Genomic DNA, 13609 nt, shown 5'->3' with positions numbered 1-13609 from the left:
TAAAACTTGAAATTTTGATATGATGAAATATCAGAACAAGTGCCCTTTCATTAAAAATTAATAAAACTTATCAATTCTTGGCAACTTCAATCAGATATTTAAATATTAGATAAATATTGTTTTTTTGTCAAAAAAATATATACTTATAAATATCTAAATAAATATTGCTAAATAGAGAGGTGGTTAATATATGGCATTGAAGAAACAAAAAGGTCACTTTCAAATCAACGAGTCAATTTTAGCAACTGTAGAAACAGCAACACCTGAGTATGTTAAGCTGACACAGTTACTGTTCAACGACTGTGTGATGTTTTATGTTTCTCAAATGTCATCGAATCTAAAATTATTTCTTTCCACATCCTCAGATTCGCTTTACAATGTTTATGAAAAACGAATAACTAGCGAGCCAGTTCTTAGTGCTGCTCGTATTCCTCAAGACCTGAGACGTGCTGCAATAAAAAAAGCTGCAGGTGTTGTCAAGTCTTGGTACACGAATTTTGAGCGATGGATGAAACGAATTGAAAGGTCAAAGACCTGTCATACACTCAAAAAACGTACAAGGTTAAAAAAGAAGGCAGGCAAACCGCCAATTTTACCACAATCCACTAATTTTCCAATTCAGGTTTATTCAGGTATGTTTAAAGACGATACTGGAGACACCCTAGTTGTAAAACTTTGGACAGGAAAAACATGGCAATTTCAGAAAGTTAGTTATAAGTGTCGTGAATTACCACCTGATTACGTCAAAGGAACTTTCTCTTTAATTTATGATGAAAGTAGACTAAAACTTGTTTGGGTAATTCAGAAAAATACGCTATCAAAAGGAAAGTTAGTAGACTATATAAAAGCTTATGGTAAGCTCCGAGTTCTAAGCATTGATCTCAACTTAGACGACCCGATAGTTGTAGGCAAGGTATTAGAAGGGTACGAAGATACGAGCGTTGTTGTAGAGTTAGCCAATCTACGGATAAAAGGAAACAATCGACTCCATCATCTTAGGAAGCGCTATCTAGGTAAGATTGCCAAAGCAAAAAGTTTGACTAATACTAAAACAGAGTTGGGCGTGTTGCCTCCTGAAAACTTATGTTCCAAGTTATGGCAGCGAATTAAAAATTTAGAAAAGGAACTTATTGAAACAATATCACACTCAATTGTGGAAATTGCTAATGACCACAATTGTAATGTAATTGTTTTTGAAAATCTCAAAACTTTAAAGCCTCAACGTGGTAAGTACTCGCGTCGAAGCAACATAAAACGTTCGTTTTGGGTTGCAAAGAAAATACAAAAACGAGTTGAGCAGAAAGCTTTAAACAGGCACTCTATTTATACTGTTAGAGTTAACCCAGCATTTACTAGCATTACGGATTCGCACAATGGTGGTAAATGTTTAAGAGGTTCACAAGTTGGTGTACTTAACCTTTATTTATGGAGTGATTCAGGTTTAGGAAAATTAGTTAAAACGCCAGATGGTAAAATATTATGTTCTGGTGAAAATGCAGCTAGAAACATTGGTTTAAAATACCTGGCTGCAAAATTTGAAAAGCCTGTAGTTTTTAAAAATGCAGGTTTGCCCAGAGGTTGTGTTGTTTGGCTACCGGAGCCTGTGGGTAAAGGGAAAGTGGTGATTCCTGCCTGGTCTTGTGCGTAGTGTTACATCGGTCAACCTGTTGCCACGGTCGGTTTCCGTCGTGGCAAACTGGTTGACCCGAAGGGTAACGAGATACCATCGTATAAAGTAGCGGCTAGTTCCGTCGTCTTTCTGATTGGTGTATCAAACAGGATCACAAAGCGAGTGTCCGGTTTATCCCGAATTACTCATACCACATGCTGATTACTCACATTTATAGATTTGGATGAAGTTGTTACTTCTTTTAAGTCTAGTATAGTGCTGCTCAATGCGCTCTTTAGGTGTAGACAGGCAAGCCCGCAGTGAATCTACAAACTGGTTGTAATGTAGTATTGGCTAGCATTGCTTCTAATTATTATTGCTATCAATAAAGTCAAACAGTAATTCTGTATATTTAGCTACATTTGATTCAAATATTAAGTTATCATGACAGAATACAAAGGAAATCACGCACCATCAACCAATGAAGGCGCCCCCGTGAGCGATTTAGGCAATGGCAATATTTATGCAAAAGTCAGATAAAGTAAAACGATATTTTTTAAAACTCTATAGAAGTTCTGTACATCAGCCAAGCTTCTCCTATAGACAGATTTTACTCTCAGGCATAGGCAGCTTTTTAGGTATAGCATCTCTTGTATACCTATCATTACATACAAACTATCCATTAATAGCGGCGCCTTTCGGAGCAAGTGCAGTACTGTTATATGCGGTACCAGAAAGTCCTCTTGCACAACCTCGTAACGTAATCGGAGGGAATATTCTCGGAGCTTTAACCTGTATTATTTTGGTTCATTTATTTGGGTCAGCTCCGTGGGTTCAAGCAGCTTCTGTTGCAGTAGCAATTAAATTAATGCTGCTAACAAAAACACTTCATCCACCAGGTGGAGCAGTAGCACTAGTTGGAGCAATGAGTCACGCTTCGTGGGGATTTCTATTTGCTCCAGTCTTAGCAGGGTCAATAATTATACTCTCCTGCACATATGCTTTCAATAATTTAGTAGCAAAAAGAACTTACCCCAAACATTGGATTTAATAATTAAAAAACTAATCATCCGTTACATCCGTTGTAATCCGTTGCCAGGGATTTGTATTAGTTAACATTCCTTAACAAAGTTTTGTAAATTTAATTTGATAAATACTAACATAGAAATAATGCCACAAAACAGCTTAATGCCTACCATTGCTTGTTTTCAACTTATACGCATCTGCGAGAATAATTAAAAAATATAAATTTTTAATAATAACTTATGTAGAATCTTTTATTATCATTTCACGATAATTATTTTTGTTTGACGAATTGCGAACATCGCATGAGATTCTAGAAATAGTGAAAAAATTTAATTCTGTTTTGATGAGGTTTTAACAAATGGTAGAAGGTCAAAAACCCACGGTAATCATTACAGGCGCCTCTTCGGGAGTAGGTTTGCACGCTGCGAATGCGCTGGCTAAACGTGGTTGGTACGTGATAATGGCGTGTCGAAATTTAGAAAAGGCAGAACAAGCAGCAGTTTCTTTGGGAATGCCAAAGGACAGCTACAGAGTTATTCATCTCGACTTAGGCAGCTTAAACAGTGTACGGACGTTTGTAAACAGTTTTCGAGAAACTGGCAAATCGCTGGATGCATTGCTATGTAACGCTGCTGTGTATATGCCTTTGTTGAAGGAACCATTGTATAGTCCAGATGGTTACGAGTTAAGCGTTGCCACAAACCATTTTGGACACTTCCTGCTGTGTAACTTGATGCTGGAAGATTTGAAAAATTCAGGCGCCAAAGAGCCAAGACTGGTTATTTTAGGAACAGTAACAGCGAATTCTAAAGAGTTGGGAGGAAAGATACCTATTCCGGCGCCAGCAGATTTGGGAGACTTAAAGGGATTAGAAGCTGGGTTTAAGGCGCCTATTAGTATGATAGACGGTAAGCAATTCAAAGCAGGTAAAGCTTACAAAGATAGCAAGTTATGTAACATGATTACCGTGCGCGAATTACACAAACGTTATCACGACTCTACAGGCATTACTTTTAGTTCGCTATATCCAGGATGCGTAGCTGACACACCTTTATTCCGCAACAGCTACCCACTATTCCAAAAAATATTCCCTTGGTTCCAAAAAAACATTACAGGAGGATATGTTTCTCAGGAACTATCTGGTGAACGAGTCGCACAAGTCGTTGCTGACCCAGAGTTTAACCAATCTGGCGCCCATTGGAGTTGGGGCAACCGTCAAAAAGAAGGGCGCCAGTCCTTCGTACAAGAACTTTCAGAAAAAGCCACAGACGATACAACAGCAAAACGCATGTGGGAACTCACTGAAAAACTAGTCGGACTCGCATAACACTGTGTAAAAACTCTTGTAAAATGCTCATCTAAGAGTGGAATGGGCATCCTTGCCCGTTCCAGACTCAGGGCGGGCGGGGACACCCACCCCACAATAAACCCCACAATAAAATTTTGAATATTTTTTATTTGAAAGTGCTTTGGCTGAGTATAATGCACCTTCGATAGAGAGAGTTTAGTTCGACGCTGGACGCATAGAAATAACTTGAATGCTTTTTGTGCGGTAAATTGATTTTTCAGGTTTTTCATGGGTAAGAAATTTTACTGCACCTCACCACGAGTAGCGGCAATTAATACTCCTGCATCAAGAAATGTCCGAATCATTCTGTTTCCTGATAGCCTCCACGTCGTTCTGCAACTTCCATATCTATTTCTGCATCTGTCAGTAAAGGTGTACCATAATTTACAATCTCTTGACGTATCTGTATTAACTTCTCAACAATTTCTGATTTTGACTGCAAATCAACTTCTTTTTTAGAAATTGGCGCCTTCTAGCTACGCATCTTTATCCAGAGCAGGTAGGACGCGAAAATTAAAAACATCTTGCCCACGCAAGGGCGCCGTGTGTATTAGCAAAATCCCATTCAAGCTGATTAAACCGTTGATAGTCTCTGAGATTACTGCACAACCACGGTATTTGTGTTGCTAGAAGTACGCCGCGCTGGCTTCTGTGTCAACGACTTCTATTAGAATTATTTTGATGTAACGTGAGTAAAATAGCAGCAGTGTTAGAGTATAAATGAAAAGTTATTAAACACAGCAAGCTATGTCATCAAACGCGATTGCCACTGTTATTAAGATGATGGAATCATTACCGGAAGATACACAAAACCGTGTTGCAGAGCATCTTCGAGAATATATTCTTGACCTAGAAGACGAGCTAAAATGGGATAAGACTTTTGCAAAAACACAATCGAAACTTTCGGCAGCTGCTAAACGTGCGAGACAACAAATAGCGGAAGGACTTGCGGAGCCGATGGACTACGATAAGCTATGAAATCTATTACTCTTCCATCCTTTTGGGAAGAATATTTTACTCTTGATAGCAGTACGAAACGTAGCGCAAAAAAAGCTTACTACCTATGGAGAGAGAATCCCTTTCATCCATCTTTACGTTTTAAGTGCATTAATCAAAAAGACAATGTTTGGTCTGTCCGAATAACCATAATGTATAGAGCAGTTGGCATTTTAGATGGTGATACTGTGACATGGTTCTGGATTGGCAATCATGATGATTATGATAATTTTTTTGGTTAGTTAATTTAATATTAAGTATATAGAACGGGCAAGGATGCCCATTCCACAAAATTGTTTTTTTACTGGGTTGACAATCCATAATTAAACTGTACACCTTACTTTTGCGCTTCTAAAATGTGTCCTGTAGCTATTCGTATCAGTAACTCAATTAATGCTTTAGAAACAGGCGCCGCCAAAATATGGCAGTTGTTAATAGGTGTAAATCAATACCAAGATAAGCAAATACCTTGTTTAAATTATTCGGCTCAAGATTGTCAGGGTTTAGCAGATGCTTTACAACAGGCTACACAAGCATTTCCACAGAAGCAAGTTATAGTTCATCATGATTTTGCTTTAGAAGTTCCATACTTAGAAGCAGTTCGTGCCAGTTTACGAAAAATTGCTACCTCGGCAAAACCTCAAGATACGGTAATATTTTACTTTTCTGGGCATGGAATTATTGATAGTAGCGAGCGTGTAGTTCTTTGTTTACAAGATACGCATAAGGACACTTTAGGCGCCACGGGTTTAAGTCTACAGGAATTGTTACAAACCCTCGAAACTTGTCCAGCACAGCAGCAGGTGGTTTGGTTAGATGCTTGTCACAGTGGAGGGATGACTTTATTTGGCGCCAAAGGAGATAATGAAAACGAAGAAAATCCTACGAACCAGCTGGTAAACTTGTTGCGACAACGTGCGGCTAAAAGTAAAGGATTTTATGCTTTACTATCTTGTGACCAAGACCAGCTATCTTGGGAATTTTCAGAGTTGGAACATGGATTATTTACGTATTATCTCATGCAAGGGTTGCTTGGTGATGCGGCAGATGCACAAGGTGTAATAGATGCAGATGGTTTATATAAGTATGTTTATCAGCAAACGCTCTCATATATAGATAAGACAAATCAACAATTAAGATTAATTAACCAGCAGAACCGAAGTATTGGAATTACTCAAGCTTATCAAGAATATTCTTTGCAAACTCCTAAGCGAATAGTTGAAGGGGTAGGACAATTAATTTTGGGTTTGAAAAGTAGTAAAGGTAAACAGCATCCTTTGCGAAAAGCTTTAGTTATTGAAGGACTTCACAAGAGTGATGCTTGTCAAGGGATTATTAAAATACTACGTGCTGATGGTGGTTTTGACGTGGACTATCTATTTCAACCTGCAACATCGGCTGATTTACGTTCTAGTATAACTAAACTATTGGAATTGGAACATGGCGCCGTTTTGTTGTATTTACGTGCGAGTATTGAAAAAACATCCGATGGTGAAACATTGCTCGAATTATCGCCAACTTTAAAGATGACTCGTTCGTGGTTGAAAAAACAGTTGCAAAAAATACCAAATCTGCAACAAATTATTATTTTAGATTGCCCAAATATGGTGCGGGAATGGGTAGAGACGTTACATGTAACGTCTCTACATCATAATAATAAAGGACAATGTGTAATTGCCGCATCACCTGGGGAAAATTTAGAACAATTCACAAATATTCTACTTACTACTTTAAAACAAAGGCGCCAAGCATCAGGGTTAACGGCAGCAAGTTGGATTACTCAATTACAAATCGAGTTAGCTTCATCAAATATTAAACCATACTTTTGGTTATGGGGAACAAAAGGCATTATTGAAATTCTGCTAAATCAAACATTGTTCACAGACAAAGTAAATATAGAAGACATATCTTTAAATTTTGGCGCCAATTACCAAAAATTACACGATTTACTCAAATCTGGGAAATGGCAAGAAGCAAATAATGAAACAACGCATATTTTACTTGAGCTTGCTCATCAAAACATCTATCTCAAGCTAGAAGATATTAATAATTTACCTTGTGAAGACATTTATATTATTGATAGTCTTTGGGTAAAGTATAGCGGTGGACGTTTTGGTTTTAGTGTTCAGAAGCAAATTTGGGAAACTTTAAAATCAACCAAACCTAACGATTATGTTTTAGCAATGGTCATTGGTAAAGATAATGTCAAATTTGGTGAAACAGGTATCGATTTTGCAACCCGTGTAGGTTGGAGACTTAAAGATAACTGGTTAGACTATGATGATTTGAATTTTAGTTTAGATGCTGCTTTTGGTCATTTACCGTTTTTTAGCTTTATAGAAAACCCTTGGAGAATAAAGCTTTTGGGAATATGGGAAATGAATAGCATGATTTTAACAGCTCGCTGGTGGCAACAATGTGTGTGTTTTTTTAGTCGATTAGATAATGATTAGAGAGTGAAACTAAATTATGAAAATAATATTTATATGTTATTAGTTGTACAAATAAATCGCTGGATTTTAGATTTAGAATAGTATAAAACTTTTTCAATTAAACGATAAGTAACAATAATTACAGTTAAATGTTAAAATATTAGTGAATCTAATAAAACAAGTTTTAATCAGAGTGTTATGAGTATCGACGAACTTTTATTGAGATACAAATCAGGTGAAAGGAATTTTAAAGGCGTAAATCTGATTGGTAGTTATCTCAACGGTGTGGATTTGAGTGGGGCAAATTTACACGGCGCCACGATTTGTGAAGCAGATTTAAGTCAAGCAAACTTAATAGGTGCTGATTTAACCGAAGCGTCACTTGTTGGTGCAAATCTAAGTGGCGCCGACCTAAGCGGTGCAAATCTAAGTGGCGCAAAATTATATGAAGCGAAACTTACCGGTGCTGTATTAAAGAAAGCAGAATTAAAAATGGCGCATTTAATAGATGCAGATTTAACGGCAGCAGAATTACTCGAAGCAAACCTTTACGGAGCATATACTATTGGAGCAACATGGGACGGCGCCATAATGCCTGATGGAAATATGTATAAGTAAATAGGCATAAACTGTCATTAAATAGGCATAAACTGTCATTCTGAGCGCAGCGAAGAATCTATAATATGACTGTATATCAAAGATGCTTCACTACGTTCAGCATGACAATTCTCTAAAAATCAACTAAAATACTCTAAAAATAAATGGGTAACGGAATGGTTCATCGGCATTACCAATACAGTGCAGCAGCGCGATGATAGTTAAACCCCAGTGTATTGCAAAGCCAAGCGCAACTACTGGAAAGAATAAAATTCCACCAAGACCAAAAGTAATAAAAGATAAAATACCAATGGGCACACCAATCACAGTTGCCCAGAACCAAACATTAAAGTGAAAGTTTATTGACTCTTTAGCGTTGTTCCTAACTACTGGGTCATCCGAAACAAAGTAAATTGCAATCGGAATACCCACTGATAAAAACGTTGTACTTAAGAAAATCGCTCCATGAGACAGGCAAGACAACAGTTTACGCTTATCAAAACCGTATGACGTTTGCATCCTGGTTGCTCCTCTACTTGTTTTCTTACTTTGATTGTAACAATCGTTTATATAAACGCGCGTTATGAGCTTACCGTACTCTAGCTGTTTTTGTCGCTTTTGCTTACAGTTGCTTAATTTTCTACGCTATTTCTTCGCCAGTGCTTGAAGAGTTGATGAGGTTTACCGAACTATTGAGGAACTTTCTTTAATTCAATTTATCATCTTGTGGAGCGCCCGCCCAGATATATGGACTCCCATCCCACAACAAGTTAACTTTTTGTTACAAAAGTACTAATTTGAACATCAAGTCACCACAAATCTTGCGGAAATAATTTATAAGGTTTAATATAGCCCGGTTTGCGATTAACAGATGTTTTTCAGCAGATGCATCATAATTACTGTATGCGAGGTGGATTTAAATTATACACAGACTTCCTGTTGTGATTTTGTCAAACCCGTTTTATGTGTAATTTCCTTTAATGACTGCCTGTATAAATAAATTTATGACTATTGTATTTTCTGAAACGCGGGATATTGAAATGATACAGGTTGTTCTGTTGTACAAAGCTAACCGTTGGTCTTCAGTTATGAAGCCACATTCATTACATCAAGCTTTGCTAAACTCGCATTATCTCGTTTCCGCGTGGGATGATAGACAATTAGTCGGTGTAGGAAATGCTATTTCTGATGGTTCGTTGGTAGTTTATTATCCTCATTTGCTAGTACATCCAGACTATCAAGGGCAAGGAATAGGAAAAACTTTGGTAGAGATGTTGAAGAGAAGGTACGAGGGTTTCCATATGCAAATGTTAGTCGCAGATGGCGAAGCTATTGCTTTTTATGAGAAGTGTGGGTTTAATAAAGCTGGAAATAGTCAGGCGATGTGGATTTATGATGGAAACGAGCATTGACGGTGTATATCTATGTTTAGCAATTCATCATTCGATTTAATTTCTATACTTTACAGCATTATCAGTCTTGATACTATTATTCGTTTATCACAAACTTGGAGTTCTGTTTGGGATGATTCTATAACAGCAAAAGATAAGCTTTTAATTCAGCGAACAGCAGCTTTTATACTAATTCCATTCGGAGTATTTTTTCATGAATTGGGACATGCTATTGCAACTTGGCTGTTTGGTGGTCAAGTTCGAGAGTTTCAATGGCGCCTTTTTTGGGGTTATGTTGTTCCTGTTGGTAATTTTACCACAGACCAAATTTGGTGGATAGCGTTTAGTGGTAATTTAATTTCAATTTTACTAGGTATTATTGCTATATTAATACTGCCTCTAGTTAAAAAGCCTTCATTAAAAGAATTATTTTATACTTTTGCTATTGCTCAGTTAGTTTACTCTTTAATTTTCTATCCACTTGTTTCGTTCACAGGTTTTCGAGGAGATTGGTTAACTATTTATGATTTCTCGATTCAACCATATGCACAAGTAACGCTTGTTTTACATATAGCTTTACTTTTAACTTTATGGCAAGGCTCAAAAAACAAGTGGTTGGACAAGTATTTAATCGATAATACGCATAAAATACAGGTAATTATTGAAACTCCACGTTTAATTATACGTGAATTTACAATGTCAGACGTAGATGACTTAGCGTATATTCTAAGTAAACCAGAAGTAATGCATTTTTCTCCTACTGGCGCCATATCTACCGAAGAAACAGCAGTCAAAATCAAAAGTTATATAGACTCATATCAACAACATGGGTATGGGAAATGGGCAGTAATTCACCGTAATACAGGAAAATTAATTGGTTACTGCGGAATAGCAATAGAAGAAATAGATAATAATTTAGAAAACGAACTAGGTTATCGATTTGACTCACATTTTTGGCGCCAGGGTTTTGCAACAGAAGCAGCTAGTAGTTGTATAAGTTACGCATTTGATACATTAAATCTAGAATATTTACTAGGTATTGTGGAACCAGAAAATACAGCATCAGTAAGAGTTTTACAAAAAATAGGCATGGAGTTTGTCAAAGAGTCACTATGGTGCGACAAAATAGTTCATATATATAAAATAAATCGAAAAAGTGCGTTATCTCAAAGAGAGTAAATAATGCTTAGACCAATTCGCATTCTTTTGCAAACCACAATTCCAACTACCGAAGACGATTGGAGTATCGCGCGTTTCTCAATGCTACAAAATTATCTAGCATCGTTACGCGATGAATCTGGAAATGCTTTGTTTGAAGTATTTGGACGTGACAGGGTGACAGATATTGAAGGTAATGACCCAATATTAAGCTCGCTTGACCAATCTGACTTTGACGAACTTTGGTTATTTGCCTTAGATGTTGGTGAAGGATTAACCGAAAAAGACATAGCAGGTATCAATGCATTTCGTCAACGTGGTGGTGGTATTTTAACGACACGCGACCATCAAGATATGGGATGTTCGATGTGTGGGTTAATAGATATAGGTGATACTCATTACTTCCATACCAAGAACCCTGACCCAGATACAGCACGTTTAACTCGTGATGACCCTTATACAACTTATATTAACTTTCCCAACTATCATTCTGGTGCCAACGGTGACTATCAAAAAATAACCGTACTCGAACCACACGAACTTTTTAAAAACCCCAACTCACCATCGGGAACTATCGAATACTTCCCAGCACATCCACACGAAGGAGGTATAGGGGCGCCTGCAAATAATAAATACGCGCGTGTAATCGCAAAAAGTAAAAGTATAATAACAGGACGTGACTTTAACTTAGTAGTAGCTATCGACCATCATCAAGATGCCCAAGGAAATAACTTAGGACGTGCCGTCACAAACTCCAGCTTTCATCACATAGTAGATTATAACTGGGACATTGAAAAAGGTTGCCCCAGTTTTGTAGATGAACCACCCGGAAATGGAATGAAAACAGAACCACGCGCACTAGATGATATCCATACTTATGTTAAAAATGTAGCCCTCTGGCTAGCAAATTAAATGTCTTGTGGAACTGCCTCTTGTGGAACTGCCTCTTGTGGAACGGGCATCTTGCCCGTCAAAATAATAAAATAGTTTTACAGTATATTAGATCATAGTGATTAAACTGGATTAAAATAAGTAATATAAAACCAATTAAAAATAATACAGCCATGCCCTCACCTCTACCTGGCATGAACCCTTACCTAGAAAATCCAGAGTTTTGGTCAGAATTTCACAGTCGTATGATTGTGGCAATTGCTGATGCGCTGGATGATAGCCTTAGTGAAGATTATCGTGTTGCAGTAGAAAAGCGCGTCTACCTTAGTGATGACGGTGATAATGTGTTAATTGGAATTCCAGATGTATCTGTTACTACTTCTTTACAAAGCACAACACAAATAGCGACTTTAGAGCCAATTACCCAACCTATATCCATTGAAATCCCAATTGCTGAGGAAGTACAAGAGCGATTTTTAGAAATTCGTGAAGTTGTTACTGGAACTGTAATTACAGTTATTGAACTAATATCGCCGAAAAATAAGCGTGCGGGTGAGGGGCGTAGTACCTATTTACAAAAACGGCAAAAGATTTTAGTCAGCGCAACTCATTTAGTTGAAATAGATTTATTACGAGGTGGTAATGCTTTCACAATGGGCGCCGCTTTTCCTTCTGATTATCGAATTATTATTAGTCGTAGTTATCTACGTCCAAAAGCAGAATTATACGCTTTTAATTTGCAACAGCCTATACCAGCTATTCCTATTCCGTTACGTAGTGGTGAAAATGAACCTGTTTTAGATTTACAATCTTTGTTACATAAAGTTTATGACCGCGCTAGGTTTAAGTTAGGTATTGATTATAATAAAGGTTGTACGCCTAAATTATCTAAAGAAAGTGAAGCCTGGTTACGAAGTATAATTTTATAGAAATATAAAATGGGTGGATACAGATATCCAACCCACTCGTAAACTATATTAATTCCTTAACATCCGCCTATTTTACCGCGATGACTATTATTAAATTTAGGAACAGGAGTTGCATCTAAACCATAAACCATACGGATATAATGGTTATCTTTATCTTGAGTAGGAATGCTTTTATCTTCCGTCGGAACAGGTGTATTGTAGTCTGCTTTTTCTAACGGGTTCTTTGGAGCTAGTATTTGGTCTATTGTAATGTTTTTAAGCGATTCAGAATCAACTGTGTGAAATGTAGGTTCGCTCATAAGTTTTGTAGTTTGAGTCTATTATATGTATACACTTACAATACTTGATAAGAGCTTTTCGGATTTTTCTAGGTAACTTAATTTGGGATTAATATAATAGTATTACTTTATATCATTTATTTTTGGAAGCAGGCGCCAATCTTAAATCTCTTTCTCTTCTCTCTGTGTCTCTGTGGTAAATATATACCATAAGATGCTTCGTTCCTCAGCATGACAAAGAAGAGAGATGCTACCCTGCGGGAAAACTGCGTTAACGTTCCTCAGCATGACAGGAGGGAGGGAGTGAGAAGTATAATTCTTGTGGGATGGGCATCCTTGCCCGTCCCTAATTATACCTTCTTTACTTACGCACTGGCGCCTTGGTCTAAACTTTGGTCTGCGCTGTTTAATGCTGAACGTGCGTTGATTGATAGCATTACTCGTGATACACCTGTTGCTAAAATGCTGGCGCCTAGACCTGTACCAATTAACCAAGGTGCGTTATATGGAAATTGGAACCATATTAAGGCGCCTAATATTAAAGTGACAATACCATTACCTAATGCCCATGTCCAGTTTTGTTGTGGACGAATACGGAATGCTAGAATTAACTCGAATGTGCCTTCGGTTAGTAAGAAGCTACCAAGTAACAGTGTTAAAGTTAAAATTCCTGTTAATGGGTAGACAAATAGCATTATACCTGTTGCTATATATAAAGCGCTGAGTAAAATCTTCCAGATGAAACCACCTTCATGACGGGTTTGGGTGGCATACACTAATTTAGTAAATCCTGCTGTAATTAAGATTAAAGCTACCCAAGTCTCTGCAAATATTGTAGATACTACTGGTAATGCAATTCCTACTATTCCCAGAACTGTTAGTACTATACCTGATATGAGGGCACCGTTTACACTTTTTTTAATTTCGCTGGAGTTAGCTACCATAAATACCTTC

15 protein-coding genes are annotated in these 13609 nt (G+C 37.3%); 11 read left to right on the top strand and 4 right to left on the bottom strand.

Annotated features, from left to right (window positions below; all coding sequences use genetic code 11):
* Positions 1-190 precede the first annotated feature (190 nt).
* The 3 genes from DSM106972_RS40455 (at position 191) to DSM106972_RS40445 (ending at position 3962) form a co-directional block, all read left to right on the top strand.
* The gene (locus DSM106972_RS40455) at positions 191-1648 is read left to right on the top strand and encodes an IS200/IS605 family element transposase accessory protein TnpB (RefSeq protein WP_127085998.1); all 1458 of its coding nucleotides are present in this window, start codon (positions 191-193) and stop codon (positions 1646-1648) included.
* Positions 1649-2132: 484 nt separating this feature from the next.
* Positions 2133-2660, top strand: coding sequence for an HPP family protein (locus DSM106972_RS40450; protein WP_127085997.1), 528 nt, complete (start codon positions 2133-2135; stop codon positions 2658-2660).
* A gap of 333 nt (positions 2661-2993) precedes the next feature.
* Positions 2994-3962, top strand: coding sequence for a protochlorophyllide reductase (locus DSM106972_RS40445; protein WP_127085996.1), 969 nt, complete (start codon positions 2994-2996; stop codon positions 3960-3962).
* A gap of 322 nt (positions 3963-4284) precedes the next feature.
* Here the strand turns inward: DSM106972_RS40445 and DSM106972_RS51795 are convergent, their stop codons facing one another.
* Complete coding sequence (locus DSM106972_RS51795) at positions 4285-4425, bottom strand: hypothetical protein (RefSeq protein ID WP_158632959.1); 141 nt, start codon at positions 4423-4425, stop codon at positions 4285-4287.
* Positions 4426-4730: 305 nt separating this feature from the next.
* Between DSM106972_RS51795 and DSM106972_RS40435 the strand changes: the two genes are divergently transcribed.
* The 4 genes from DSM106972_RS40435 (at position 4731) to DSM106972_RS40420 (ending at position 8029) form a co-directional block, all read left to right on the top strand.
* Positions 4731-4961 (top strand): hypothetical protein, encoded by a 231-nt coding sequence (locus tag DSM106972_RS40435; protein WP_127085995.1) that lies wholly within the window; start codon positions 4731-4733, stop codon positions 4959-4961.
* Entirely contained in the window at positions 4958-5221 is a 264-nt protein-coding gene (locus DSM106972_RS40430; RefSeq protein ID WP_127085994.1) for a ParE family toxin-like protein, read from the top strand. Before DSM106972_RS40435 ends, DSM106972_RS40430 begins: the two co-directional genes overlap by 4 nt.
* Before the next feature lie 114 nt (positions 5222-5335).
* The gene (locus DSM106972_RS40425; protein ID WP_127085993.1) at positions 5336-7432 is read left to right on the top strand and encodes a GUN4 domain-containing protein; all 2097 of its coding nucleotides are present in this window, start codon (positions 5336-5338) and stop codon (positions 7430-7432) included.
* Between the two features lie 177 nt (positions 7433-7609).
* Positions 7610-8029 (top strand): pentapeptide repeat-containing protein, encoded by a 420-nt coding sequence (locus DSM106972_RS40420; protein WP_127085992.1) that lies wholly within the window; start codon positions 7610-7612, stop codon positions 8027-8029.
* A 123-nt stretch (positions 8030-8152) separates the two neighbouring features.
* Here DSM106972_RS40420 and DSM106972_RS40415 read toward each other — a convergent pair whose 3' ends face one another.
* The gene (locus tag DSM106972_RS40415; RefSeq protein WP_127085991.1) at positions 8153-8527 is read right to left on the bottom strand and encodes a DUF4870 domain-containing protein; all 375 of its coding nucleotides are present in this window, start codon (positions 8525-8527) and stop codon (positions 8153-8155) included.
* A gap of 485 nt (positions 8528-9012) precedes the next feature.
* Here DSM106972_RS40415 and DSM106972_RS40410 point away from each other — a divergent pair, with 485 nt between their 5' ends.
* The 4 genes from DSM106972_RS40410 (at position 9013) to DSM106972_RS40395 (ending at position 12377) form a co-directional block, all read left to right on the top strand.
* Positions 9013-9420: a GNAT family N-acetyltransferase gene (locus DSM106972_RS40410; protein ID WP_170213640.1), complete on the top strand. Its 408-nt coding sequence runs from the start codon at positions 9013-9015 to the stop codon at positions 9418-9420.
* A gap of 12 nt (positions 9421-9432) precedes the next feature.
* Positions 9433-10578 (top strand): GNAT family N-acetyltransferase, encoded by a 1146-nt coding sequence (locus DSM106972_RS40405; RefSeq protein WP_127085989.1) that lies wholly within the window; start codon positions 9433-9435, stop codon positions 10576-10578.
* A 3-nt stretch (positions 10579-10581) separates the two neighbouring features.
* The gene (locus tag DSM106972_RS40400; RefSeq protein ID WP_127085988.1) at positions 10582-11469 is read left to right on the top strand and encodes a hypothetical protein; all 888 of its coding nucleotides are present in this window, start codon (positions 10582-10584) and stop codon (positions 11467-11469) included.
* A gap of 152 nt (positions 11470-11621) precedes the next feature.
* A complete protein-coding gene (locus DSM106972_RS40395) occupies positions 11622-12377 on the top strand; it encodes a DUF4058 family protein (protein ID WP_127085987.1) in 756 nt (251 codons plus the stop codon).
* 56 nt (positions 12378-12433) lie between these two features.
* Here the strand turns inward: DSM106972_RS40395 and DSM106972_RS40390 are convergent, their stop codons facing one another.
* Both DSM106972_RS40390 and DSM106972_RS40385 read right to left on the bottom strand, forming a co-directional pair.
* Entirely contained in the window at positions 12434-12676 is a 243-nt protein-coding gene (locus tag DSM106972_RS40390; protein ID WP_127085986.1) for a hypothetical protein, read from the bottom strand.
* Between the two features lie 344 nt (positions 12677-13020).
* Positions 13021-13599, bottom strand: a complete 579-nt coding sequence (locus DSM106972_RS40385; protein ID WP_127085985.1) for an HdeD family acid-resistance protein — start codon at positions 13597-13599, stop codon at positions 13021-13023.
* Positions 13600-13609 lie beyond the last annotated feature (10 nt).

This window comes from Dulcicalothrix desertica PCC 7102 (assembly GCF_003991905.1).
GTDB classification, from domain to species: domain Bacteria; phylum Cyanobacteriota; class Cyanobacteriia; order Cyanobacteriales; family Nostocaceae; genus Dulcicalothrix; species Dulcicalothrix desertica.
This window is presented reverse-complemented; position numbering and strand designations above follow the sequence as displayed.

Coding starts and splice junctions, on each gene's coding strand:
- DSM106972_RS40455 (WP_127085998.1), top strand. CDS start 191: ATGGCATTGAAGAAACAAAAAGGTCACTTTCAAATCAACGAGTCAATT.
- DSM106972_RS40450 (WP_127085997.1), top strand. CDS start 2,133: ATGCAAAAGTCAGATAAAGTAAAACGATATTTTTTAAAACTCTATAGA.
- DSM106972_RS40445 (WP_127085996.1), top strand. CDS start 2,994: ATGGTAGAAGGTCAAAAACCCACGGTAATCATTACAGGCGCCTCTTCG.
- DSM106972_RS40435 (WP_127085995.1), top strand. CDS start 4,731: ATGTCATCAAACGCGATTGCCACTGTTATTAAGATGATGGAATCATTA.
- DSM106972_RS40430 (WP_127085994.1), top strand. CDS start 4,958: ATGAAATCTATTACTCTTCCATCCTTTTGGGAAGAATATTTTACTCTT.
- DSM106972_RS40425 (WP_127085993.1), top strand. CDS start 5,336: ATGTGTCCTGTAGCTATTCGTATCAGTAACTCAATTAATGCTTTAGAA.
- DSM106972_RS40420 (WP_127085992.1), top strand. CDS start 7,610: ATGAGTATCGACGAACTTTTATTGAGATACAAATCAGGTGAAAGGAAT.
- DSM106972_RS40415 (WP_127085991.1), bottom strand. CDS start 8,527: ATGCAAACGTCATACGGTTTTGATAAGCGTAAACTGTTGTCTTGCCTG.
- DSM106972_RS40410 (WP_170213640.1), top strand. CDS start 9,013: ATGACTATTGTATTTTCTGAAACGCGGGATATTGAAATGATACAGGTT.
- DSM106972_RS40405 (WP_127085989.1), top strand. CDS start 9,433: ATGTTTAGCAATTCATCATTCGATTTAATTTCTATACTTTACAGCATT.
- DSM106972_RS40400 (WP_127085988.1), top strand. CDS start 10,582: ATGCTTAGACCAATTCGCATTCTTTTGCAAACCACAATTCCAACTACC.
- DSM106972_RS40395 (WP_127085987.1), top strand. CDS start 11,622: ATGCCCTCACCTCTACCTGGCATGAACCCTTACCTAGAAAATCCAGAG.
- DSM106972_RS40390 (WP_127085986.1), bottom strand. CDS start 12,676: ATGAGCGAACCTACATTTCACACAGTTGATTCTGAATCGCTTAAAAAC.
- DSM106972_RS40385 (WP_127085985.1), bottom strand. CDS start 13,599: ATGGTAGCTAACTCCAGCGAAATTAAAAAAAGTGTAAACGGTGCCCTC.